Annotated in this window: 22 protein-coding genes; 13 read left to right on the top strand and 9 right to left on the bottom strand. The window is 62.8% G+C overall.

Features of this window, described 5'->3' with window-relative positions:
- Nucleotides 1-41 precede the first annotated feature (41 nt).
- Nucleotides 42-1,211, top strand: coding sequence for a hypothetical protein (locus ACPWR9_RS04865; RefSeq protein WP_426296232.1), 1,170 nt, complete (start codon nucleotides 42-44; stop codon nucleotides 1,209-1,211).
- Nucleotides 1,212-1,306: 95 nt separating this feature from the next.
- Here the strand turns inward: ACPWR9_RS04865 and ACPWR9_RS04860 are convergent, their stop codons facing one another.
- The 6 genes from ACPWR9_RS04860 to ACPWR9_RS04835 all read right to left on the bottom strand — a co-directional run bounded on the left by ACPWR9_RS04860 (nucleotide 1,307) and on the right by ACPWR9_RS04835 (nucleotide 7,611).
- Nucleotides 1,307-3,175: a methyl-accepting chemotaxis protein gene (locus ACPWR9_RS04860; RefSeq protein ID WP_426296233.1), complete on the bottom strand. Its 1,869-nt coding sequence runs from the start codon at nucleotides 3,173-3,175 to the stop codon at nucleotides 1,307-1,309.
- A 196-nt stretch (nucleotides 3,176-3,371) separates the two neighbouring features.
- Complete coding sequence (locus ACPWR9_RS04855; protein ID WP_426296234.1) at nucleotides 3,372-4,838, bottom strand: MFS transporter; 1,467 nt, start codon at nucleotides 4,836-4,838, stop codon at nucleotides 3,372-3,374.
- Nucleotides 4,839-4,921: 83 nt separating this feature from the next.
- Nucleotides 4,922-5,389 carry a low affinity iron permease family protein gene (locus ACPWR9_RS04850; RefSeq protein WP_426296235.1) on the bottom strand — a complete coding sequence of 156 codons (468 nt, stop codon included), beginning with the start codon at nucleotides 5,387-5,389 and terminating at the stop codon, nucleotides 4,922-4,924.
- A 78-nt stretch (nucleotides 5,390-5,467) separates the two neighbouring features.
- The gene (locus ACPWR9_RS04845) at nucleotides 5,468-6,106 is read right to left on the bottom strand and encodes an ABC transporter ATP-binding protein (protein ID WP_426296236.1); all 639 of its coding nucleotides are present in this window, start codon (nucleotides 6,104-6,106) and stop codon (nucleotides 5,468-5,470) included.
- A 19-nt stretch (nucleotides 6,107-6,125) separates the two neighbouring features.
- Nucleotides 6,126-7,310, bottom strand: a complete 1,185-nt coding sequence (locus ACPWR9_RS04840; RefSeq protein ID WP_426296237.1) for a hypothetical protein — start codon at nucleotides 7,308-7,310, stop codon at nucleotides 6,126-6,128.
- Nucleotides 7,311-7,341: 31 nt separating this feature from the next.
- Nucleotides 7,342-7,611 carry a metal/formaldehyde-sensitive transcriptional repressor gene (locus ACPWR9_RS04835; protein WP_426296238.1) on the bottom strand — a complete coding sequence of 90 codons (270 nt, stop codon included), beginning with the start codon at nucleotides 7,609-7,611 and terminating at the stop codon, nucleotides 7,342-7,344.
- 146 nt (nucleotides 7,612-7,757) lie between these two features.
- Between ACPWR9_RS04835 and ACPWR9_RS04830 the strand changes: the two genes are divergently transcribed.
- The 5 genes from ACPWR9_RS04830 to ACPWR9_RS04810 all read left to right on the top strand — a co-directional run bounded on the left by ACPWR9_RS04830 (nucleotide 7,758) and on the right by ACPWR9_RS04810 (nucleotide 12,061).
- Nucleotides 7,758-8,729, top strand: a complete 972-nt coding sequence (locus ACPWR9_RS04830; RefSeq protein ID WP_426296239.1) for a nickel/cobalt efflux protein RcnA — start codon at nucleotides 7,758-7,760, stop codon at nucleotides 8,727-8,729.
- 117 nt (nucleotides 8,730-8,846) lie between these two features.
- On the top strand, nucleotides 8,847-9,560 hold the full coding sequence (locus tag ACPWR9_RS04825) for a cysteine hydrolase family protein (RefSeq protein WP_426296240.1): 714 nt from the start codon (nucleotides 8,847-8,849) through the stop codon (nucleotides 9,558-9,560).
- Nucleotides 9,561-9,619: 59 nt separating this feature from the next.
- On the top strand, nucleotides 9,620-10,516 hold the full coding sequence (locus ACPWR9_RS04820) for a LysR family transcriptional regulator (RefSeq protein ID WP_426296241.1): 897 nt from the start codon (nucleotides 9,620-9,622) through the stop codon (nucleotides 10,514-10,516).
- 25 nt (nucleotides 10,517-10,541) lie between these two features.
- Nucleotides 10,542-11,402, top strand: a complete 861-nt coding sequence (locus ACPWR9_RS04815; RefSeq protein WP_426296242.1) for a class I SAM-dependent methyltransferase — start codon at nucleotides 10,542-10,544, stop codon at nucleotides 11,400-11,402.
- 86 nt (nucleotides 11,403-11,488) lie between these two features.
- On the top strand, nucleotides 11,489-12,061 hold the full coding sequence (locus ACPWR9_RS04810) for a DUF1993 domain-containing protein (protein WP_426296243.1): 573 nt from the start codon (nucleotides 11,489-11,491) through the stop codon (nucleotides 12,059-12,061).
- Between the two features lie 40 nt (nucleotides 12,062-12,101).
- On the opposite strand, the gene ACPWR9_RS04805 is transcribed toward ACPWR9_RS04810, so the two are convergent.
- Nucleotides 12,102-12,980, bottom strand: a complete 879-nt coding sequence (locus tag ACPWR9_RS04805; RefSeq protein ID WP_150679493.1) for a LysR substrate-binding domain-containing protein — start codon at nucleotides 12,978-12,980, stop codon at nucleotides 12,102-12,104.
- Between the two features lie 179 nt (nucleotides 12,981-13,159).
- Here ACPWR9_RS04805 and ACPWR9_RS04800 point away from each other — a divergent pair, with 179 nt between their 5' ends.
- The 7 genes from ACPWR9_RS04800 to metC all read left to right on the top strand — a co-directional run bounded on the left by ACPWR9_RS04800 (nucleotide 13,160) and on the right by metC (nucleotide 19,900).
- Nucleotides 13,160-13,987 (top strand): transporter substrate-binding domain-containing protein, encoded by an 828-nt coding sequence (locus ACPWR9_RS04800; protein ID WP_426296244.1) that lies wholly within the window; start codon nucleotides 13,160-13,162, stop codon nucleotides 13,985-13,987.
- Between the two features lie 15 nt (nucleotides 13,988-14,002).
- The gene (locus tag ACPWR9_RS04795) at nucleotides 14,003-14,695 is read left to right on the top strand and encodes an amino acid ABC transporter permease (protein WP_426296245.1); all 693 of its coding nucleotides are present in this window, start codon (nucleotides 14,003-14,005) and stop codon (nucleotides 14,693-14,695) included.
- A 4-nt stretch (nucleotides 14,696-14,699) separates the two neighbouring features.
- Complete coding sequence (locus tag ACPWR9_RS04790; RefSeq protein WP_426296246.1) at nucleotides 14,700-15,392, top strand: amino acid ABC transporter permease; 693 nt, start codon at nucleotides 14,700-14,702, stop codon at nucleotides 15,390-15,392.
- 46 nt (nucleotides 15,393-15,438) lie between these two features.
- The gene (locus ACPWR9_RS04785) at nucleotides 15,439-16,215 is read left to right on the top strand and encodes an amino acid ABC transporter ATP-binding protein (protein WP_426296619.1); all 777 of its coding nucleotides are present in this window, start codon (nucleotides 15,439-15,441) and stop codon (nucleotides 16,213-16,215) included.
- Nucleotides 16,216-16,307: 92 nt separating this feature from the next.
- Nucleotides 16,308-16,898 carry a hypothetical protein gene (locus ACPWR9_RS04780; protein WP_426296247.1) on the top strand — a complete coding sequence of 197 codons (591 nt, stop codon included), beginning with the start codon at nucleotides 16,308-16,310 and terminating at the stop codon, nucleotides 16,896-16,898.
- 135 nt (nucleotides 16,899-17,033) lie between these two features.
- Nucleotides 17,034-18,635 (top strand): rhodanese-like domain-containing protein, encoded by a 1,602-nt coding sequence (locus tag ACPWR9_RS04775; RefSeq protein ID WP_426296248.1) that lies wholly within the window; start codon nucleotides 17,034-17,036, stop codon nucleotides 18,633-18,635.
- Nucleotides 18,636-18,712: 77 nt separating this feature from the next.
- A complete protein-coding gene (gene metC / locus ACPWR9_RS04770) occupies nucleotides 18,713-19,900 on the top strand; it encodes a cystathionine beta-lyase (protein ID WP_426296249.1) in 1,188 nt (395 codons plus the stop codon).
- A 46-nt stretch (nucleotides 19,901-19,946) separates the two neighbouring features.
- On the opposite strand, the gene ACPWR9_RS04765 is transcribed toward metC, so the two are convergent.
- Nucleotides 19,947-20,270, bottom strand: coding sequence for a DMT family transporter (locus ACPWR9_RS04765; protein ID WP_426296250.1), 324 nt, complete (start codon nucleotides 20,268-20,270; stop codon nucleotides 19,947-19,949).
- Between the two features lie 4 nt (nucleotides 20,271-20,274).
- Nucleotides 20,275-20,916, bottom strand: coding sequence for a glutathione S-transferase family protein (locus ACPWR9_RS04760; protein ID WP_426296251.1), 642 nt, complete (start codon nucleotides 20,914-20,916; stop codon nucleotides 20,275-20,277).
- Between the last annotated feature and the right edge of the window lie 19 nt (nucleotides 20,917-20,935).

The following is a 20,935-nucleotide window of genomic DNA, read 5'->3' as shown; positions in this document are numbered from 1 at the left end:
TGGGTCGCGGGCGATTTCGTAATTCACCAGGAGGTAATGCCATGTCAGTGGATTTCACGTTTGATCAGTCGGAACTCAACCAAGCGCTCGATGGGGCTTCGAAAATCTTTGACGGAGCGTTCAAGCTCGAAGCGCGAGGCAATGCGTACGCCCACGCGATGCTTTTCGCAATTTCCGAGGCTGGGAACCCGGGCAGCGGCCGTGACACGCTCGATAAGCTGGCGGTCATCGCCGGGGCGTTCGATCGGATGTCGAAACTGGATCCAGCGTTTCTGGGTGCCTTTGGCAATAACCTCACCTTTAAAGGACTAAAGCAAGATGAGGGGATGGACCTGAGCTTATTTCTGAAGAGCCAAGTCATATTCAACGAGGCCTATGAGACGCTCCCGACGCCGAGTTCGGAGTGGATATCGAATAAATATGAGCGGTCCGGCGTGGATATCCTAAGCGCAATGCGGAGCGACAAAATGGAGCTCTCGTACGAAGTCTTCAGCGCGAAGACGCATCAGCGGCTACCACCCGGCGAAATGCGGCAACACTCGGTGTACATCGAGCGGACCCCTTTGGAAGACGACCGGTCCCAATTCAAGTACACGGTTTTCGACCCCAATCGAGGCGGACTGATCGCGCGGAGTATGGACGAGGCGGCTGAATTTCTCGATGCCTCTCTGCGTCGACTGAACGAGCCGACGATTTCGGGCGCGTCCAAGGATGCGTATTTCCCGCGGTATTTGCGTGACCTTTCTGCCGTGCCTGAGAACGTTTGGAATAGCCTCGAGTCGGTAGCGCGCCACGTTCAGAAATTCGCGATGACCGACGCAATCACCGCAGATGGCGAAACGCAGTGGGTCTCGGCCGACTCAACGCTAACGCCTCACTACACATTCAGTTTGAAAGACAACGTGCTGCATTTCACCGCCGAGGTTACCTTCCACCGAAATGGTGAGCCAGATGAAACGAAGTCTTACACCGACGATGCGACATTCGCCAATTGGAAGCAGTTCGACTGGAAGGTGAAGAACGATTTCAATCTTCCGACACCCAGAGATCGCCGTGATATCGCCTTCGACCCGATGATTGCCGCCCCCGGCAAACTGGAGCAACTGGTACAAGCGCTGAGCGCCTCCCGCGACCCCGACGGGGGCATTGACGCGATCACGTCGAGCATCGTCTTGCGCCCAGGATCGGTATCGCTGGCGATGGTTCGATAACAGCAATGTGCCGTCCGCGACACCCGGTCATCGGGGATGACCGGCGACGCGACGGGCTATCCAGTGAGGCCCGTCACGTCGATGCCCTCAGTGCGTCAAGCCGCCAGACGCTGCGGTGCAGCGGCTACGCGTGCCAGCGTCGGCGCATGCGCCACACGCGGCTCCTCGCGCAGACGGAAACGTGCCACCGTCTCGGCCAGCATGCGTGCCTGCTCACTGAGCATCGCCGAAGCCGCCGCCGATTCTTCCACCAACGCGGCGTTCTGCTGCGTGGCTTGATCCATCTCCGACACTGAGCGGTCGATCTGGCTGATGCCGGTGCTTTGCTCGGTCATCGCGCCGTGGATCTCACTCACGAGACGCTGCACGCGCGTGATGCCGTTCACGATCTCGTTCATCGTGGTGCCCGCTGCCTGTACACGCTCCGTGCCGCTCTTCACGTTTTGCACGGAAGTCTCGATCAGTGCCTTGATTTCCTGCGCTGCTGCCGCACTGCGTTGTGCCAGCGTGCGCACTTCCCCTGCCACCACAGCAAACCCGCGGCCTTGCTCGCCCGCACGTGCAGCTTCCACCGCCGCGTTGAGCGCCAGAATATTCGTCTGGAACGCAATGCCGTCGATCACACCGATGATTTCGGTGATGCGCTCCGACGATTGCGTAATCGCGCCCATCGTCGTGACCGCATCGGTCACCACCTGACCGCCACGTACGGCGGCCGCGCTGGCGTCGTTGGCCAGACGCGTGGCGTGCTCCGCCGTGTCCGCAGTCTGCTTCACGCTGGAGGTGAGTTCGGTCAGGGCCGACGACGTTTCCTGTAACGACCCTGCCGATTGCTCGGTGCGTTGCGACAGATCGCGGTTACCCATTTCGATCTCGCTTGTGGCCGAGGTCATCGACGCGACGCCCGAGCGTACGTCGAGCATCACCGAGCTGATCTTGTCCACGAACGCGTTGAACGACTTCGAAATCTGCGCGACTTCGTCGTGACCCTCCACGTCGAGGCGTTGCGTCATGTCGCCGTCGCCCGAACCGATGGTGTCCATTGCATCGCGCACGACCGACAGGCGCTTGAACGCGCGCGACGTGAACAGCGACGCAATCGCGAGCGCGATCAACGTGAGCACCACCAGCGTGACGATGGTGGCGGTCAGCACGTGCGTCAGACCCGCAGTCGCTTCGGCGCGATCGAGCGCAACGACGAGATACCAATCGGTGCCCGGAATGCGTTTGGCCTTGAGCAACTTCGGCGCGCCCGAGAGCGTCATCTCAACCGGCTTCGCATCGTCACCCGTCATCCCGGCAAGCGAATCGGCGGTGAGTGTGGCAGCGACCTCAGTCGACGGCTTCAGCGAGAACTTGTTGTCCGGGTGGGCGATCACCTGACCGTCGCTGGCAACGACGAGCGCCAGACTGGCGGGCGTGGGATGCACGGCCTTGATGATGTCTTGCACGCCGGTGAGGGCGACGGCGCCGCTCAGGGCACCGATGGTCTGGCCATCACGCACGAGCGGCGTGGTGAAGGCGACGTAAGGAATACCGGTCGACGAATCGCCATACGGCTTGGTGACCGTCAATTTCCCCGCAGCGACGGCGCTCTTGTACCAGGGGCGTGCCGTGGGGTCGTAGTCGGGCGGCGTGGGAGCGGTGGAAAAGAACGTCTTGTCCGACCAGCCGACGCTGGTAATCGGGAAGTCGTTCGTCTTCCCCATGAGTTTGACGAGGCCGCCCGGATCGCCCTTCTCCACGACTTGCGCGGTGGCGTTCACGGCGGTGGCCTTATCGGCCGACCAACGCTCGATGGCGCTCGCATTGCCATTGGCGACCGCCGAGAGCGTGTGGGCGATGCTCGACATCATGCTGTCACGCACGATCACGTAGGTCGTGATGCCAGAGAGGATCAGGGCGCCGACCACCGTCAGGCAGGTAATCAGCAGAATCCGGGTTCGCAACGAAGTGACTTTCATGAGCTGTCTTCGGTTGGCCCGCGCGGGCCGTTGAGAGAGGGGAACCGCCGCTGCGGGGCTGTTACCCGTGCCGGCGCACTCAAACACTACTGGTCTACTCTCTCGGCTTACGGCGTAATCCCGCGACAACTTTAATGAGCGCAGGTCAATGCGCATCAGACCGGGCTCAACCGGCCCTAATGCAGCTTTCCGATGCTTACCGCTTGTGCTGCATCGCCCACCACCAGAGCGGCAGCATGACGAGGCTGACGATGGCGGCGAGTGCCAGCGCCGCACGCAGGCCTGCCTCAAAAGGGTGCAATGCGCCCAGCAGCGAGCCGAACGTCGCCACGCCAAGCGCGGCGCCCGCCTGACGGGCGGTGTTGAGCACGGCCGCCGCGACACCTGCACGCTCGGCAGGCACCGTCTCCAATGCCGGTGCTGTTGCGAGGGGCGAAACAACGCCCGACGCCAGCCCAATCGCCAGCATCGGTGCAATGGCGAATCCGTACGGCATGCCGTCAGTGACAAGCCACAACCCGAGTGCCCCCGCCGCGTAAGCGCCGAAGGCCGCGATCATTGGCCATGTCGAACCGAACCTCGCGGTGATGCGCCCGGCGCACAGGCTGCCTGCCGCCACCATGACGGTCATCGGCAGCAACGCCATGCCGGTTTGCAACGGCGAATAACCCAGCGCTTGCGCAAAGCGCAGACTGACGACGAACAGCAATCCATAGAAGACAAACGCGGAGGCCATCGACGCACAGGTCGACCCGGAGAAGACGCCATGTCGCAACAATGTCAGCGGCAACATCGGATGTGGATGCACCGATTCGATGCGCAGCAACACGGCCCATGCGAGACAGCAGGCGATCGCCCCGCCGACAATCACCGGTGACGTCCAACCGATGGCGTGCCCTTCGATCAGCACGCCAACCAGCGTCCCCAGCGCGACGACACCGCACAGCAGTCCCACTAGGTCGATGCGAGACGGCTGGCCCATTATGGCGGTCAGAGACGCAGTGCGCGAGGCGCCCGGATCAATACGCTCCTCAGTAATGCGCCATGCCATCGCCATTCCGCCGAGACAGATCGGCACGTTCACGAAGAACACGCTGCGCCAGTCGAACCAATGAATCAACGCACCGCCGACGAGCGGACCGGCGGCCATGGCAATGCCGCCGAGGCCCACCCATCGGCCGATGGCACGGGCGCGCGCTTGCGGGTCGGGCGTCGCGTCACGGATGAGCTTGAGCGAGCACGGCACGAGCAACGCAGCCCCAACGCCTTGCACCGCGCGCGCGGCGATCAGCATGCCGGGCGTGACGGCCGCCGCACACGCGAGCGAAGCCAGCGTGAAGAGGCCGAGACCGGCGAGATAGACGCGGCGCGCACCCCAGCGGTCGCCCAGCGTGCCGCCGGAGAGCAGCAGGCTTGCAAACATCAGCGTGTACGCGTTGACCACCCATTGAAGCCCCGCCATCTGCACGTCGAAGGCGGTGCTTAGCCGCTCCAGTGCGACGTTGACGATCGAGGTGTCGAGCAGGACGACGACGTAGCTAACGCACGTGGCGGCAAGTACGCGGCGCTGGGCAGTGCTCTGCGTGTGGTGAGGAGGAGCAACGCGCTCGACGCCGGAAGCGTCGGCGAGAGGCGATTCGAGATTGGCACGATTGGCGCGCATGACCGGCATTTCCGTGAAGAGGATGGCCGGAGTCTACGAGCAGGCAATCGTGCAATGTTTCTACGCGTCGTGAAGTGTCGAGGTTACTTGTGCTCGCCGTTGTCGCGATCGTGACGCGCTTTGCCTGCATCATCGTCGTCACCTCCGACAAGGGGTGAGCCGGTATCGACGTTGCCTTCACGCAGGGCTTTGCGTGCCGCCTCGGCGAGTGCTTCGTAGCGATTACGAAAGCGGACCAATTCCTTCTCGTCGAGTTCTTCCAGATCGAGCAGCGCGTTATGCGCGCCTTCCATCGCACGGATCAGCTCGTCGAGCTTGATCTGCATGGCGGCCGTGTCGCGGTTCTGCGTGTTCTGAATGAGGAACACCATCAGAAACGTGACAATCGTCGTCGACGTGTTGATGACGAGTTGCCACGTATCGCTGTAATCGAAGAGCGGGCCGGTGACGGCCCACGCGATGACGAGCCCGACCGCCAGCACGAACGAAACCGGTCGACCGGTCACCGAAGAAAGGTAGCTCGAAAATTTCGAAAACCACTTGTCGCCCATGACCATCTCCCGTGAACGGATCGATGGCGCGATGATGGCACAGGCGCGGCGCGCCCGGGCGCCGCTTCGTCAACGGGCTTAGGCCGTCTTCGCGGCTTCGGGCGCGGTGAAGTCGGCGAAGCTGACGGTTCTCGCGCGACAGGCCTCGGTGAGCTCGGGATCGTGGCTGGAAAAGAACACGCAATGATCCTTGCCCAAGGTCGTGAACAGGTCGATCAACACGGCGCGCGCGGCGTTATCGAGGCCATTGCCCGGCTCATCCGCGACGATCACGCGCGGCGCCCCGAGAAGCGTTGCGCTTAGAAAGAACTTCCGGCGCGTGCCCAACGACATCTGCTCGAAGCGTTTCTCCATATGCGGAGCCAGTCCGAAGCGGTGCGCAAGATTCAGTACGCTGTCATCGACGGTTGTCTTCTTGGCTGACGCGACCATGTCGAGAAACGCGAGGCCGGTTTGAAACGGATACGCCAAACAGTCGTCAGGGACAAACGCCAGCGCGCCCTTTGCGGCGAGCGGCTCGGCGCGCAGCGAATGGCCGTCGAGCCACACGTCGCCCGCATCGGCGTCGATAGCCCCCGCGAGAATGCCGAGCAACGTGGATTTGCCGCTGCCATTTTCATCGGTCAATGCAACGCACCCTGCCTCGGCGTGAAAGTGCAGATTGTCGAAGAGCGTGCGACTGCCGAAGCGTTTGGTGAGATGTTCGAAACGAAGCATGGGGAGACCGGTAAGCGAATCAGGGGACAAAACAAAGCCACGCGGCGGTGACCCAGAGTGCAGCGAGCGTCGCGCCGGTCAGCACCGATTGGTTCGGAACATAGCGTTGCGGCAATCGTAAAAGGGCGATGAGCGGCAGGGCGCTGATCAACACAATAAGCACTTTCGCCGCCGAGATCGTATCGTTCGACGCGAGATACACCGGGCCGACGGCAACGAACGGCAGTGCCAAACCCACAACGGTGGCGAAATCGGCGAACGTCTGCGTAACCGCCCGGCGTGGCAGCGAACGCGTGAAGTGCGCGGCGTGTTGATGCGCGGCATGCAACTCGCGGTAGTGCATGGCCGCGACCAACACAATGCCCGCTTGCGAGATCAACACCATCGGGAACGCCCGCCCGTCGAATTCCCATAGCCGGACGAGATAGACGGTGACACCGGCTATCGCCGTCATCATCAGACAGCGGCCAAGCACGGCGCTCGAATGACGACGCAGAATGCCCGCTTGTAGCCGCACGATGGGCGAAAGGACATGTCGCTTGCGCGCCGGGGGCGCATCGAACGGTACGGATGGTCGCACACGATGCGCGCCGCCCGACGCTGACGAGCGCGTCAGCGACCATAGCGCGACCAGCAGCGCGCCGGTAAGCAAGGCGTAGCCCAGGGAACCGGCGAACCGCAGTCCTGCCACGAGTAGCACGTTGGCCGTCACGAGCGGCCATAGGTGTTGCCGCTTGCGATGCAAAATCGCCAATTGGGCGGCCAACGTAATGAGCGTCAGATCGAGCACATAGAGGTAGTGCGCACCGGGATGCGCGGCGAGTGCAATCAATGCCGCCACGACACACAACAGCAAGGGGGTACTCGCGAGCGCGAGCATCGCGAGATCGACGCTGCGCCCGCGCCATTCGGGAATCGGCAGCGACCTGACAAACGCGGCGAACGATCCGCCCGAAATCGCCCGACGTTGTGCCAGCACCCACAGCGCGCCAATTGCTTCGAGCGCATGTACCCAGAGGAACTGCCATTCGACCCCGCGCGTAGGCGCGAGCGTGGCCAGTACCGGCGCGCCGAGAATGCGGGCCTGCGCGAAAACGGGCATCGAGGGCAGCGCCAGCATGAGCATTAGCACCAGCGCCTGCCAGTGCCTGAGCAGCACCCGCGATGTCTCGAGGGCATACCAGCGCAATCGAAGGGTCAGCATGTCGCGCAACTCCGGTCCGCGAGAGGAGGGGTTACTTCAGATAGGTTTTGATGACGTGCAGCAACGGGGCCATTTCGGTCTCCCGGTTTGCCTGATCGGGTTCGTTGACCAGATGGTCGACGAGGTGGCCTTCGATGACAGCCGCCATCAGACCGTTGACCGCGCCGCGAATGGCTGCGATCTGTTGCAGGATCTCGACGCAGTCGCCTTCCTGATCCAACTGGCGTTCCAGCGCCTGTGCCTGCCCTTGGATGCGGCGAACACGTGCCAACAGCTTGTTCTTGTCTCGAATGGTATGCACGTCTGGCCGCGCTCCTTGTAGATGCCGGGAAATACGTGAAAAAAATGCTAACACAAATATACTGGTGGGGAGTATATTTGCCGCAGTTACGTTTCGTCGAATGGCGACTGCCGTTCGATCTTCTCCGACCGTTCGCGAGTTGTCCCATGCCCGAATTCTCGACCCTCCTCCAGCAAGGCAACGCCTGGCTGTTTATTCCGAGCGCGATTCTGCTCGGCGCGCTGCACGGGCTCGAGCCCGGGCATTCCAAAACGATGATGGCGGCATTTATCGTCGCCATTCGCGGCACGGTCGGGCAGGCGGTGCTGCTCGGTTTATCGGCGACCGTGTCGCATACCGCCGTGGTGTGGTTGGTCGCAATGGCCGGGCTGTACTTCGGCCGGAACTGGGACGCCAACGCCACGGAGCCGTATTTCCAATTGGCATCCGCCGTGCTCATCATCCTGATCGCGTGCTGGATGCTATGGCGCACCTGGCGCGATAACGCCCGCGCCCGCGCACACAATGCTGGGCACGACCACGACCACGACCACGACCACGACCACGACCCCGACCACGACCACGACCACGCGCATCCGCACCCTCATCCCCACGCGCATTCGCACGGACACGATCATGTCCACGCGCACGCCGGACATGAGGCGCATGCATCGTTGAGCCGTGTCGCCCACACCTATGCGCATGCGCAACCGGTGGATCGTCATGCCGCGTTGAGCAGCGCGCGGGCGGAATATCAGGATGCTCACGAACTTGCCCATGCCCGCGATATCGAGAAGCGCTTTGCCGATCGCAACGTGACCACCGGTCAGATCGTGATGTTCGGTGTGACGGGTGGTCTGGTGCCCTGCCCGGCCTCGATCACCGTGTTGCTGCTGTGTCTTCAGCTCAAGCGCTTTGTGTTGGGTGCCGGGCTGGTGCTGTGCTTCAGTATCGGGTTGGCCCTCACGATGGTCGTCTCGGGTGTCTTGGCGGCACTGAGCGTGCGCCACGTGTCCCGCCGCTGGACGGGCTTCGGTGAGTTCGCGCGAAAGGCCCCTTACTTCTCGGGCGCGTTGATTATTCTGGTCGGCCTCTATGTCGGCTATCAGGGCGCGTCGCACCTCTGGTTCACCGCCTGATCCATCGCGCGGATTCGTGCACTCGGCAAACAAATCTTGTGCGGCGGGGCCGCTGTTCGCTGCCTCGCCGCGTCCCTAGACTGGGTTCCTCGACTGTTCTTGATGAGGAACCCGCACATGACACATCTGCTGCTTCGTACGCTCAAACTCGCGGCGCTTGGCCTTTCGATCGGTGCTGCGACGGCCGGTGTCGCACACGCTTCGGACACTCGCACCGCGACCTCGCATCCGACGATCCGGGCGATGCTTGGCGCTAAGCCCATAGATCATCTCGATCCGAAGCGCACCGCACTGATCGTGATCGACTTCCAGAACGAATACTTCACTGGCCGTATGCCGATCCCGGACGGCAAGCGCGCGATGGAAAACGCGAAGCAGCTCATCGCATTTGCCGATGCGGCTAAGATCCCCGTCTACCAGATTCAACACGTGGCGCCTGCCGGGTCGGCGGTTTTTGCGAAAGACGGTAAAACGGTCGAGTTCTTGCCAGCGATGGCGCCGCGTGCACACGACACCGTCTTGCAGAAGACGACCGTGAGCGTGTTTGCGAGCACCGATCTCGACAAACTTCTGAAAGCGCGGGGCATCGACACGCTAGTCATCGCCGGTCTGATGACGCACGCCTGCGTGGCCGGTGCCGCACGGGATGCCGTGCCGTTGGGCTATAACGTCGTGGTAGCATCGGACGCCACGGCCACTCGCGATATCACGCGCATCGACGGCTCGCACGTAGCGAGCGACGTGTTGCATCGCGCAGCCCTGGCCGAAATCGAAGACACCTTTGGCGATGTGATGACCACGGACGCCATTCGCCGTTTGCCGTTGCGTTAAGGCGAGCCGGGCGAGGGTGTCTTCCGCCCTCCCCGTTCTCATCCGCACTCGACGTCGTCATGGATCAATTGCTGGCAATGCGCATCTTCTGCGCCATCGTCGATGCCAAGAGTTTCACGGCCGCCGCCGACGTGCTCGGCATGTCGCATTCCAGCGTGTCGCGCCAGTTAAAGCAGACCGAAGCGGCGCTGGGCGTGCAGCTACTCAATCGCACCACACGCCGTTTCGCGCTCACCAGTGCCGGGGAGCGATATCACCGGCATTGTCTCGATATCCTCTCGCGCGTGGATGCCATGGCACATGCCATGTCGGGTGAGCGCGAACATTTGCAGGGCGCGTTGCGCGTGAGCGTTCCGCTCGCGATCGGCACGTTGGAACTGGCCGACTGGTTACCGGCGTTTCAGTCGCAATACCCCGACGTCGCCCTCACACTCTCGTGCAGCGATCAGTTCGTCGATCTCGTCGCCGAGCGTTTCGACGTGGCGTTGCGCATCAGCAGCACGCCGCTGGCCGACAGCAGCCTGATGGCGAAGTTACTGACGTCGTCGGATACCGTCCTTGTCGCCTCTCCTGGTTACCTCGCGCAACGCGGCTTGCCGTCTACCCCCGCCGATCTGGCGACGCATCGGCCGTTGGCCCCGCTGCGCGTGGGGCAGCCTGCCGAATGGACGCTAACCGACGCCGCCGACGAGACGCACCGCGTCGTACTCACCGACACGTTCACTAGCGACGCGATTCCTGCCCTTTTCTCCGCAGCGCTTGCCGGTTTGGGCATTGCGGCATTCACCGAGCGCACTGTACGCACCGAGCTTGCGCGCGGTACGCTTGTGCGTGTGTTGCCGCAGTATCGCGCGGGCACCCATCACTACTACGCGCTGTATCCGCGCACGCGTCACGTCAACCCAAGGGCGCGTGCATTCATCGACTTCATGGCAGCGCATTACGGCGGGCGGTAAGCCGACTTTAGCGAGGCACGTTCCCATGACGAGTTCGCACGACATTGCACCGGAGAGCACGGCAGCGCGCGTTGCGTTGTGGCGTGCGCTCCATCGGGAAGTCGACGCCGCACCAGCGGTGCTCGACGACGATATCGGGCTGAAATTGCTAGATCCACCCGATGACTGGCGCGAGCGCGGCGATATGAATCCGGCGTTCACCCGCCCGTTTCGCGCTTCGATCGTGGCGCGCGCACGATTCATCGAAGACCTTGTCGTGAGCGAAGCGCAACGCGGCGTGGATCAGTATGTGATTCTCGGCGCGGGACTCGATAGCTTCGCGCAGCGGCGCACCGAGGCGGTGCAGCACGTGAAGATCTTCGAAGTCGACCAGCCGGGGCCGCAGCAATGGAAGCGCAACCGGCTAATCGCGCTAGGTTACGGCGTGGCCGATACGCTGCGGTTTGTCCCCGTGAATTTCGAAGCGGGCCAATCGTGGCGCGAGGCGCTGCTGCGCGAGGGCTTCGACACCGCTAAGCCCGCCGTTGTGGTGTCGACCGGTGTGAGCATGTATCTCACGCGAGAAGCGAACGCGGCCACGCTGCGTGAAGTGTCTGCATTCGCGCCGGGGTCGACGTTCGCGATGACGTTCTTGTTGCCGCTGGAGATGGCCGATCCCGAAGTACGTCCCGGGCTAGAAATGGCCGAGAAAGGCGCACGCGCTAGCGGCACACCGTTCATCAGCTTTTTCCGGCCAGACGAGATGATGGCATTCGCGATGGAGAACGGCTTCAAGTCGGCGCAGCATGTCAGCGCCGAAGCGCTCGCGCAGCGTTACTTCGCCGATCGTAGCGATGGTTTGCGCCCACCGGCGAATGCGGAAGAACTGCTGATCGCAACAACCTGAGCGGCAAAACTCACGCGCTCGCGCTATGCTTCGCGCGATGGCAATGGGTGCCGTCTCGGCCCTGAGCCGACTACTGGAGTTGTGGCATGACGTTAACTGAGCTTCTGGTCCCCACGTTGTCGCAGATGCTGCGCGCCCTGTCTGCGTGGCTCGACAAAGCGGCAGACTTCGAGCGTTCCGCAGGCAAACACCCCGACGCCCTGATGACGTTGCGGCTTGCGCCCGACATGTATCCGCTCGCCGCGCAGGTGCGCTTTGTCAGCTATCAGGCGATGGAACCGGCCTACCGACTTCGCGGCGAACCGATTCCCGAGGCGGCGCTCGCCGTGCAGCGCGAAGGCTGGAACGCCAATCAGAAGCCGGGCACGTTTGACGAGGCGAAAGCCTGTCTTGCCAACGCGCTCGCATTTCTCGCTGCCCTGCCCTCGGACGCGCTAGATGCTGGCGCGAATCAGCCCGTGTCGCTCGCGCTGCCCAATGGCGTGGTTTTCGACATGACCGGCGATCAATACGCGCGTGATTGGCTGCTTGCCCAGTTCTATTTCCACACCAACACCGCCTACGGCATCCTGCGTCATCACGGCGTGGAACTCGGCAAAGCCGACTACGTGCCGCATGTGCTGGCTTATCTGCGCCCGGGCACGCCGCCGCAGGCATAACCGCTACCCTTCACCACGCTCGCGTCACGTTCGGCCCGCCCTATTCCCCAATCAGAAACGGCGGCCCGAAGCGCGACGCGATGTGTTCGGTCGACTCGAATAGCTCACGCAGCACCTGACTCGTGCACGTGGGCTGCACATACAGATAGAACGCCACGTCGGGCAGCCGGGGCAGACCGTCGGCCTCGGAGAGCACGCGCATATTGGCGTCGAGCAACTCGGTGGTGCGCGCGGTAATGCCCAGCCCGGCGCTGATCGCCGCTTTGATACCCGTGAGCGTCGGCGAATGGAAACTGGTTCGCCACGCAATACCGGCCGCATTCAGCCGCTCGATCGACAGACGCCGAAACAGGCTCAACTCGTCGGCCATAACGAGCGGGACCGGCTCGGCCGGATTGAAGATGAAGTCGTCCGCACAGATCCACACCATCGGGGACGTGCGCAGCTTGATGCCCGGAAACCCCTCGTCGTAGCGCGTGGAGATCGCCAGATCGAGCTCCTTGTCGCGCAGCGCATCCATCAGATGCGGGCTGCGCCCGACGATGATTTCCAACTGCAACTCGGCCGAGAGCTTCGACAAGCGGCGCAGCATGCTCGGCAGAATCGAATCGGCCACGTCATGCGGCGAGCCAATGCGCAGTTTCTCTGCGGGGCCGCGCGTGTGCATGACCTGCACCGCCTGATCGTTGAGCGCGAGAATCTTGTTCGCGTACGCCACCAGCCGTACGCCGTCGGCGGTCATCGTCTTCTGGCGCCCCTGTTTTTCGAACAGCGGGCAGCCCATTTCCTGTTCCAGCCGCTGCATCTGCTGCGTGATCGCCGATTGTGTGCGGCCGACGCGCGTCGCCGCGGCCGCAAAGGTCTCGTGCTGGGCAATGGCCACGAAGGTGCGCAGCAGGTCGATGTCCAGATTTCGCATAAATCTCCGGGCGGAATACTTCAGAGTTGCTAATGTATCCGGGATAAAAATTAAATTGTTCTTGCAGATTTTGGTCGATAACCTGCTTAACACTCAAGCAATATTTATGTGACCGAGGGCAGATCACTCCCCCGCTAATGGATCCCCTCAAACGGTCCAACCCAAGGAGACTCAGGATCATGTGGCAACGACACCTTGCAGCCGCGCTGTTCGCGACCCTCGCCATGACGGGCGTCGCGCACGCCGACCAACTGGCGGATATCAAGGCGCGCGGCACGCTCGTTTGCGGCACGCAAAACGCCAGCGAGCCCTACGCGTTCCCCGATGCCGCCACGCGCAAGATCGTCGGCTTCGACGTCGACGTGTGCAGCGCGATTGCCAAGGGCCTCGGCGTGAAGCTCGAACATCGCGCCCTGTCGACCGATGCCCGTATTCCTGAGCTCAAGACGCGTCGCGTCGACGTGCTGGCGGCTGCCGTTGCGTGGATGCCCGCGCGCGCGGCCCAAGTCGATTTCAGCGATCAATACTTCGTCGCGCCGATCCGCGTGCTGGTGCGTGCCGATTCGCCGATCCAGACGCTCGACCAGCTCTCCGGCAAAAAGATCGCTGCGTCGGAAGGCTCCAGCTCGGCGGCGGTGTCGGTCACGCGCTTGCCCGACTCGAACCTGCTGACGTTCCACGACATCTCGTCGGCATTCCTCGCGCTGCAACAAGGCAAGGTAGAAGGTCTGGTGGCCGGTCAGTTGATTCTGGCGCGCTTTGCGAACGAAGCCGCGGCCAAGGGCGGCCCGCAGCAATACCGCTTGCTGACCAAGCCGGTGTTCGAAGAGCGCTGGGGCGTGGTGATGAACAAGGGCGAGCCGGCGCTGATGGCGGCGGTGAACAAGATTCTGCAAGACTACGAGAAGACCAACGGCCTGCAAGACAGTTTCGACAAGTGGCTCGGTACGAAGTCGGTCTACAAGTTCACGCGCGACTATAAGGTCGAGCCGATCAAAGTGCAGTAAGCGAGACGCCCCGCGATGTTCGATCTCTCGTTTTTGCTCGAAGACGGCTACCTGAAGCTGTTTCGCGATGGGGTGCTGACCACACTGCGCCTGTTCGTGGTCTCGGGTTTGCTCGCGATCGTGGTGGGCGTGGTGCTCACCACGTTGCGCGCCATGCCGGTGAAGCTGCTCAAGGGCTTTGTGATCGTGGTGGTCGAGTACCACCGCAATGTGCCGGTGCTGGTGCAGATTCTCGTGTGGTACTTCGGCGTGCCGCAACTGCTGCCCGACGGTGCGCGCGACTGGATCAACGCTGGCAACACCGAGTTCTTCTTTGCGACGGTGGCGCTTGCGCTCAACTCGGGCGCGTTCATCTCCGAAGACTTGCGCTCGGGGCTGCGCGCCATTCCACACACGCAGCAGGAAGCCGCGTGGTCGATCGGCTTGTCGTATCTGCAATCGTTTCGCTACGTGATTCTGCCGCAAGGTATTCGCGTGGCGTTGCCCGCCCTGCTCAATCAGGCGCTGCTGCTCTTCAAGAACAGCTCGCTGGCGATGGCCATCGGTGTGCACGAGTTGCTGTATCGCACACGGCAGATCGACAACCTGACCTTCCGCACCTTCGACGTATTTCTGGTGGCGACGATTCTTTACCTGATCGGCACGCTGGCCCTGATGGCGCTCTCCGAGCATTTTTCCAAGCGCCGCACGGCGCCGTCGGGAGCCTGACGCCATGTTCGAGATTCTTCACGACTATCTCGCGTTGTTCCTCGTCGGCAGTTGGCCCAATGGCCCGCTGGGCGGCGTGGCGATCACGCTCATTCTCTCGGCGCTGGGGCTCGTGGTGTCGTTTCCGATCGCGGTGGCCATCGGTATGGGGCAGGTCTCGCCGTGGCGCTGGCTGCGCCGCGTCATCGGTGTGTGGACGCGCCTCGTACGCGGCATTCCACTGCTGATGATCATCTTCTGGGCGTACTTCGCCGTGCCGTTGCTCGTGGGTGCCGAAGTCTCGGCGTTCACCACGGCGGTCTGCGCGATCATCGTCTATGAGAGTGCGTTTCTGTCGCAGATTGTGCGCGCCGGTCTCGAGGGTTTGCCGCGCGGGCAGATGGAAGCGGCTCGCTCGAACGGCCTGTCGTGGCTGCAAAGCATGCGTTACGTGCAACTGCCGCAGGCGCTTGCCAACATGCTGCCGTCGATCGTCAATCAGTTCGTGTCGATTATCAAGGCGACATCGCTGGCGTATGTGATCGGCGTACCGGAACTGACGTACTCGGCCGCGCAGGTCAACACGATTACGCTGACCAAGCCGCTGCAAACGTTCCTCGTGCTCGCAGCATTCTATTTCGTGGTGTGTTTCGCCATCTCGCGCTTCGCTGGTTGGCTGGAGCGCCGCATCGCCCGCCAACGCGCGGGCTTGGCTTGAGCACGTGAAGCACTCAAGTATTCAGAAGGAGAACGCGGCCATGACCATGCTCGCATTCGAGAATGTCCAGAAATACTACGGCGAGCACCACGTGCTCAAGGGCATCGACGCCACCATCAATCGCGGTGAAGTCGTGGTGGTATGCGGTCCGTCGGGCTCGGGCAAGTCGACGCTGATCCGCACCGTCACCCGCCTTGAAGCGATTCAGCAAGGGCGAATCCTGTTCGAAGGCAAGGATGTGACTGCGCGCGACGTGAAGCTCAATCAGTTGCGCGCCCGCATCGGATTCGTCTTCCAGAGCTTCAACCTGTTTCAGAACCTGTCGGTGCGGCAGAACCTGATTCTGGGCCCGACGAAGGTGCTGGGCATGTCGCGAGACGAAGCCACGGCGCAGGCTGAAGCGCTGCTGACGAAGGTCGGCCTCGCGCACAAAATCGATGCGATGCCTGCCAACTTGTCGGGCGGCCAACAGCAACGGGTGGCGATTGCTCGCGCGTTAGCGATGAAGCCGCCGCTTATGTTGTTCGACGAGCCGACGAGTGCGCTCGACCCGGAGATGGTGCAGGAAGTGCTGCAAGTGATGCGCTCGCTGGCCGACGAAGGGCTGACGATGATGATCGTCACGCACGAGATGGGCTTTGCGCGCGATGTTTCGAGCCGCGTCTGGTTCATGGATCAGGGCCAGTTGCTCGAAGACGCGCCGCCATCGGAATTTTTCAGCCAGCCGAAACACGCTCGCGCACAACGCTTCTTGCAAGACGTGCTGCGCCCGCAGTTCGCGAGCATGCCGCGCGAGCCTGTATTGGCCTCTGTACCGGCTTGATGCCCCATACCTATAACGACACACGCGACACTGCCGCGGTCAGCGACCCTCCGGCATATCCATAACAAAGCTTCACGGAGAACCCTCTCATCATGTCCACGCAAACTGAACAACGCCAGGCCGTCGTGGCCGATGCCATCGCCGCAATGAAGGCCGCACTGGCCCCGGCGGGCGAAACGCGTCCGGCACTCGCTGCTGTGCTCGAACAAGTCAAATCGCTCGCCGCACGCACGGCGCTGTGGAACGAAGCCGATTTCCCGCCGCCGAACGACGGCGAGCTGCAAGCCCGCTATCTCATTCACGAAGATGCCGACCGCACCTACGCGCTGTATCTCAACGTGATGCGCCCGGGCAAGAAGATCACGCCGCATAACCACACCACGTGGGCCTGTATCGCAGCGGTCGACGGCACCGAATACAACTACGTGTACCGCCGCACCGACGATGGCGCGACGCCCGGCGTCGGCACGCTCGAAGTGAGCGACACCGTGGTGGTCGATCCGGGACACGGCATTGCGCTGGCATCGGAAGACATTCACGCCGTGGAGATCAAGGGCGAAGCGCCCATCCGCCACCTGCACATGTACGGCCGCGCGCTGGAGACGCTCACCGAGCGCATCACGTTCGATCTCGACAAAGGCACGTATCAGGTGATGGACATCGGCGTGAAGACGCGCCGCTAAACCCCACCGGTAATTCCTGACGGCGCGAGCGAGTCTCGCGCCTCCCGCATCACACCGCTCCGATGAGCGGTGCGGGCTCGCTCATCCCTACGTTTCGGCAAACACCGCAACGAACTTCGATACCGACGCTACGCTATGACCTCGTTCAACCCCTCATTTGTGGCCGCCGCCCAGCTCAAGGACTGGCTGCACGACGGCGCCGAGATCGCCGTCTTCGACGTGCGCGAGCACGGCCAGTACGGCGAAGCCCATCTGTTCTACGGCGTGACCCTGCCCTACAGCCGCCTTGAGCTCGACATCCCTCGCCTCGCGCCGCGCCGCGACGCACGTGTCGTGGTCTACGACACCGACGCGACCGTCGCTGTGCAGGCGGCCGAGCGTCTGGCGGCGCTTGGTTACACCAACGTGCATGTGCTGGAGAGCGGCACGCAAGGCTGGCAGCAAGCGGGCTATGCCCTCTTCGCTGGTGTGAATGTCCCGTCGAAAACGTTCGGCGAACTGGTGGAGATGGCGTATCACACGCCGCGCGTGACGGCGCGCGAACTGGCCGCCATGCGCGAGCGTGGCGACGACGTCGTGATTCTCGACGGGCGCCCGGTGAATGAATATCTGAAGATGACGATTCCGTCGTCGATCTGCTGCCCGAACGGCGAACTCGGCTACCGCATCCGCGAACTGGTGCCGAACCCGCAGACGCCCATCGTGGTGAACTGCGCTGGGCGTACCCGCAGCATCATCGGTGCGCAGACGCTGATTAACCTCGGCATTCCAAACCCCGTGATGGCGCTCGAGAACGGCACGCAGGGCTGGTATCTCGAAGACCTGCCGCTCGAACACGGCAGCACGCGCCGCTATCCGGACGCCGTCACGCCGTCGAGCGTCGCGCAGATGCGTGAAGCGAGCGGCGCATTGGCCGAGCGCTTTGCCGTGCCGGAAATCGATGCCGACACGTTTGCCCAATGGGCCGCCGATGCGTCGCGTTCGCTGTTCCTGTGCGACGTGCGCACGCCGGAAGAATTCGCTGCTGGCACCCTGCCCGGCGCCCAGCACACGCCGGGCGGCCAGTTGATTCAAGCCACCGATCAGTACGTCGGCGTGCGTCATGCGCGGGTGGTGCTGTTCGATAACGACGGCGTGCGCGCACCGATCGTCGCGAGCTGGTTGCGTCAGTTGGGTCACGACGCGAGTGTTCTGCGTGGCGGGTTGAATAGCGGCGTATCGCTGGCTGCGACGACCGCGGCGTTCGACATCACGCTGCCAGAAATCGACGCGGCGGCCCTCGCTGCGAATCACGACGTGGCGGTGGTCGATGTGCGTCCGAGCATGAGCTATCGCAAGGAACATATTCCCGGGGCGCAGTGGGCCATTCGCTCCCGACTGCCGCAACTCCCGGCGGCGCAGAATGTTGTGCTCGTCGCCGACGAGCGCGGCGTCGCGGAGTTGTTCGTGGCAGACTGGCGTCGTTCGCATCCCGGCGACACCCGCACGTTCTCGCTGCTCGCAGGCGGTTTCAAGGCGTGGACGGCCGCAGGTCAGTCGGGCGTGAGCACGCCGGAGTTGCCGCCGGACGCCGAGTGCATCGATTACCTGTTCTTCGTGCACGACCGTCACGACGGCAACAAGGCGGCCGCACGTCAGTATCTGGCGTGGGAGACGGGCCTGCTGGCGCAGCTCGACGATCAGGAGCGCGGTGCGTTCCGTATCGGTGAGCAGACCGCCCCCGACGCCGCAAAGTAATTGCAGAGCCAGTGCGTGCACGGCGTGACCGTGCACGCGATGAATTCGACCTGCTGGTCATTGCCAACGCCCTGAACATGTCCCGACAATCGCCCCCCCAACGTCTCGCCACCCGCCTTGTGAAAGGTGGCACGCATACCCCCGTCGTCGGCGGCCGTGCCGTCAACCCGCCTGTGGTGCGCGCGTCCACCGTGTTGTTCGAAACGATGGACGACATGAACGATGCCCGCCGCCGCCGTGGCACCGAGCGCATGTTCACCTACGGTGCGCGTGGTAACCCGACGGGTTTCGCGCTGGAAGACGTGGTGGCCGGGCTTGAAGGCGGTTATCGAACGCGCCTCTTCCCGACGGGATTGGCGGCTATCTCGATGGTGTTTCTCGCTTATGTGCGTCCGGGCGATCACGTCTTGATCGCCGATTGCGTGTACCAGCCGCTGCGCCATTTCGTCGAAACGTTTCTCAAGCCGTGGGGTGTGCACGTCACCTACTTCCGCGCCGATGGCAGCGACGCCGGTGAGCACATGACCGCGCGCACGAAGATCGTCTATGTGGAAGCGCCCGGCTCGCTCGTCTACGAGATGTGCGATATTCCGGCGCTGGCCGATCTGGCGCACCGTCACGGCGCGCTGCTCGTTGCGGACAACACGTGGGGCTCCGGCGTGCAATATCGCCCGTTGATGCTGGGGGCCGACGTGTCGGTGATGGCGGCGACGAAGTACTTGAGCGGCCATTCCGACGTGATGATGGGCACCGTCACCACGACGGAAGAAGTCTGGCAAACGTTCTCGACCATGTGCGATGCACAAGGTGTGGCCGTGAGCCCCGACGACGCGTATCTGGTCCTGCGCGGCACACGCACGCTGGCTGCGCGTTTGCAGATGCACGAGCGTCACGCGCTCGAGATCGCGCATTGGCTCGAAGGCTTGCCCGATGTGGCACGCGTGTTCTGTCCCGCACTGCCGACGCATCCGGGGCATGACCTGTGGCAACGCGATTGCATCGGTACCAACGGGCTGATCTCGTTCGAATTCTCGAACGCGTCGGCGGCGCAGGCCAATCAGTTTGTCGACTCGCTGAGCCTGTTCGGCATTGGCGCGTCGTGGGGCGGCTACGAAAGCCTCGCGACGGTGTCGAACGTCGCGGGCACACGCACCTGCGAAGACTGGTCGACGTCCGGTCCTATCGTGCGGCTGCATATCGGCCTCGAAGACCCGCAGGACCTGATGGAAGATCTGGCGGCGAGCTTCGAGCGGATTGCGGCTTAACGAGACGAAAGACGCAAACGACACGAAGCCCGCACAGGGGCGAGGTTCACCCTTCGCCCCCTGTTAGCCGCAGACCGGCGATGCCGAGAATGGCGAGCGTGAGAAAGCCGCCGCGCGACCACGTCAGGGCTTCGCCGAAGACCATCACCCCGATGGCCACGAGACCGATCGTGCCGATGCCCGTCCAAATGGCATAGGCCGTGCCGACGGGCAGCGTCTTCAGGGCTAGCGCCAGCAGATAGATGCTAGCTAGCGCCGCAACCAGTGCGATCACGCTGGGCGTCAACCGCGTCCAGCCACTGTTGAGCTTGAGCGCAATTCCCATCGCAATTTCAAGCGCCGCAGCCAGTAGCAAATATCCCCAAGCCATCGCGTTACGCCTCCTGAGCCGCCGCCACGCCACGATTGGCGGCAATGGCAATTTGGACGGCCGGGCGCGCGTCGATTTTTGCGAGCCAGCGCTGCACGTGCGCAAACGCCGCGATATCCAAATGCAGTTCCTCGTGCGAACGCAGCCATGCAAACGCAGCGATGTCGGCAATCGTGTACTCATCGGTTGCGAGATACGCCGACTGTGCGAGACACGCCTCGACGACGCCTAGCAGCCGCAGCGATTCCTTGCGATACCGCTCGATTGCTTCGCGGTTGTCCGTCTTCGACGCGTGCAGAAACCACCACAGTTGCCCGAGCATCGGACCGATGCCGCCGATCTGAAAATGGAGCCATTGCTGCACGGCGAGGCGTTCCGTTTCAGCAACAGGCAGTAGCACGCCGGTTTTCTCTGCGAGGTACGTGAGAATCGCACCTGATTCGAAGACGGTCTGGCCGCGCTCGTGATCGACGATGACCGGGATCTTGCCGTTCGGGTTGAGGCGCAGGAATTCCGGCTGCTTTTGCTCACCCGCGGAAAGATCGACGTCGATCTGCCGATAAGCGAGGCCGGCCTCGCGCAAGTACAGGCTGATCTTCAGCCCATTCGGGGTGTTGGCGGTGTACAGCGTGATGGGGGTTGCCATGACGTTCCTCTCGTAAGGC

The organism is Pandoraea pneumonica, from assembly GCF_049918595.1.
GTDB lineage: Bacteria > Pseudomonadota > Gammaproteobacteria > Burkholderiales > Burkholderiaceae > Pandoraea > Pandoraea pneumonica_A.
This window is presented reverse-complemented; position numbering and strand designations above follow the sequence as displayed.

Excerpts from the sequence above, each read along its gene's own strand:
- ACPWR9_RS04850 (WP_426296235.1), bottom strand. The coding sequence starts at position 5,389 with ATGGGCGACAAGTGGTTTTCGAAATTTTCGAGCTACCTTTCTTCGGTG.
- ACPWR9_RS04825 (WP_426296240.1), top strand. The coding sequence starts at position 8,847 with ATGACACATCTGCTGCTTCGTACGCTCAAACTCGCGGCGCTTGGCCTT.
- ACPWR9_RS04840 (WP_426296237.1), bottom strand. The coding sequence starts at position 7,310 with ATGCTGACCCTTCGATTGCGCTGGTATGCCCTCGAGACATCGCGGGTG.
- ACPWR9_RS04800 (WP_426296244.1), top strand. The coding sequence starts at position 13,160 with ATGTGGCAACGACACCTTGCAGCCGCGCTGTTCGCGACCCTCGCCATG.
- ACPWR9_RS04775 (WP_426296248.1), top strand. The coding sequence starts at position 17,034 with ATGACCTCGTTCAACCCCTCATTTGTGGCCGCCGCCCAGCTCAAGGAC.
- ACPWR9_RS04855 (WP_426296234.1), bottom strand. The coding sequence starts at position 4,838 with ATGCGCGCCAATCGTGCCAATCTCGAATCGCCTCTCGCCGACGCTTCC.
- ACPWR9_RS04760 (WP_426296251.1), bottom strand. The coding sequence starts at position 20,916 with ATGGCAACCCCCATCACGCTGTACACCGCCAACACCCCGAATGGGCTG.
- ACPWR9_RS04765 (WP_426296250.1), bottom strand. The coding sequence starts at position 20,270 with ATGGCTTGGGGATATTTGCTACTGGCTGCGGCGCTTGAAATTGCGATG.
- ACPWR9_RS04845 (WP_426296236.1), bottom strand. The coding sequence starts at position 6,106 with ATGCTTCGTTTCGAACATCTCACCAAACGCTTCGGCAGTCGCACGCTC.
- ACPWR9_RS04820 (WP_426296241.1), top strand. The coding sequence starts at position 9,620 with ATGGATCAATTGCTGGCAATGCGCATCTTCTGCGCCATCGTCGATGCC.
- metC (WP_426296249.1), top strand. The coding sequence starts at position 18,713 with ATGTCCCGACAATCGCCCCCCCAACGTCTCGCCACCCGCCTTGTGAAA.
- ACPWR9_RS04815 (WP_426296242.1), top strand. The coding sequence starts at position 10,542 with ATGACGAGTTCGCACGACATTGCACCGGAGAGCACGGCAGCGCGCGTT.
- ACPWR9_RS04795 (WP_426296245.1), top strand. The coding sequence starts at position 14,003 with ATGTTCGATCTCTCGTTTTTGCTCGAAGACGGCTACCTGAAGCTGTTT.
- ACPWR9_RS04830 (WP_426296239.1), top strand. The coding sequence starts at position 7,758 with ATGCCCGAATTCTCGACCCTCCTCCAGCAAGGCAACGCCTGGCTGTTT.
- ACPWR9_RS04860 (WP_426296233.1), bottom strand. The coding sequence starts at position 3,175 with ATGAAAGTCACTTCGTTGCGAACCCGGATTCTGCTGATTACCTGCCTG.
- ACPWR9_RS04780 (WP_426296247.1), top strand. The coding sequence starts at position 16,308 with ATGTCCACGCAAACTGAACAACGCCAGGCCGTCGTGGCCGATGCCATC.
- ACPWR9_RS04785 (WP_426296619.1), top strand. The coding sequence starts at position 15,439 with ATGCTCGCATTCGAGAATGTCCAGAAATACTACGGCGAGCACCACGTG.
- ACPWR9_RS04810 (WP_426296243.1), top strand. The coding sequence starts at position 11,489 with ATGACGTTAACTGAGCTTCTGGTCCCCACGTTGTCGCAGATGCTGCGC.
- ACPWR9_RS04790 (WP_426296246.1), top strand. The coding sequence starts at position 14,700 with ATGTTCGAGATTCTTCACGACTATCTCGCGTTGTTCCTCGTCGGCAGT.
- ACPWR9_RS04805 (WP_150679493.1), bottom strand. The coding sequence starts at position 12,980 with ATGCGAAATCTGGACATCGACCTGCTGCGCACCTTCGTGGCCATTGCC.
- ACPWR9_RS04865 (WP_426296232.1), top strand. The coding sequence starts at position 42 with ATGTCAGTGGATTTCACGTTTGATCAGTCGGAACTCAACCAAGCGCTC.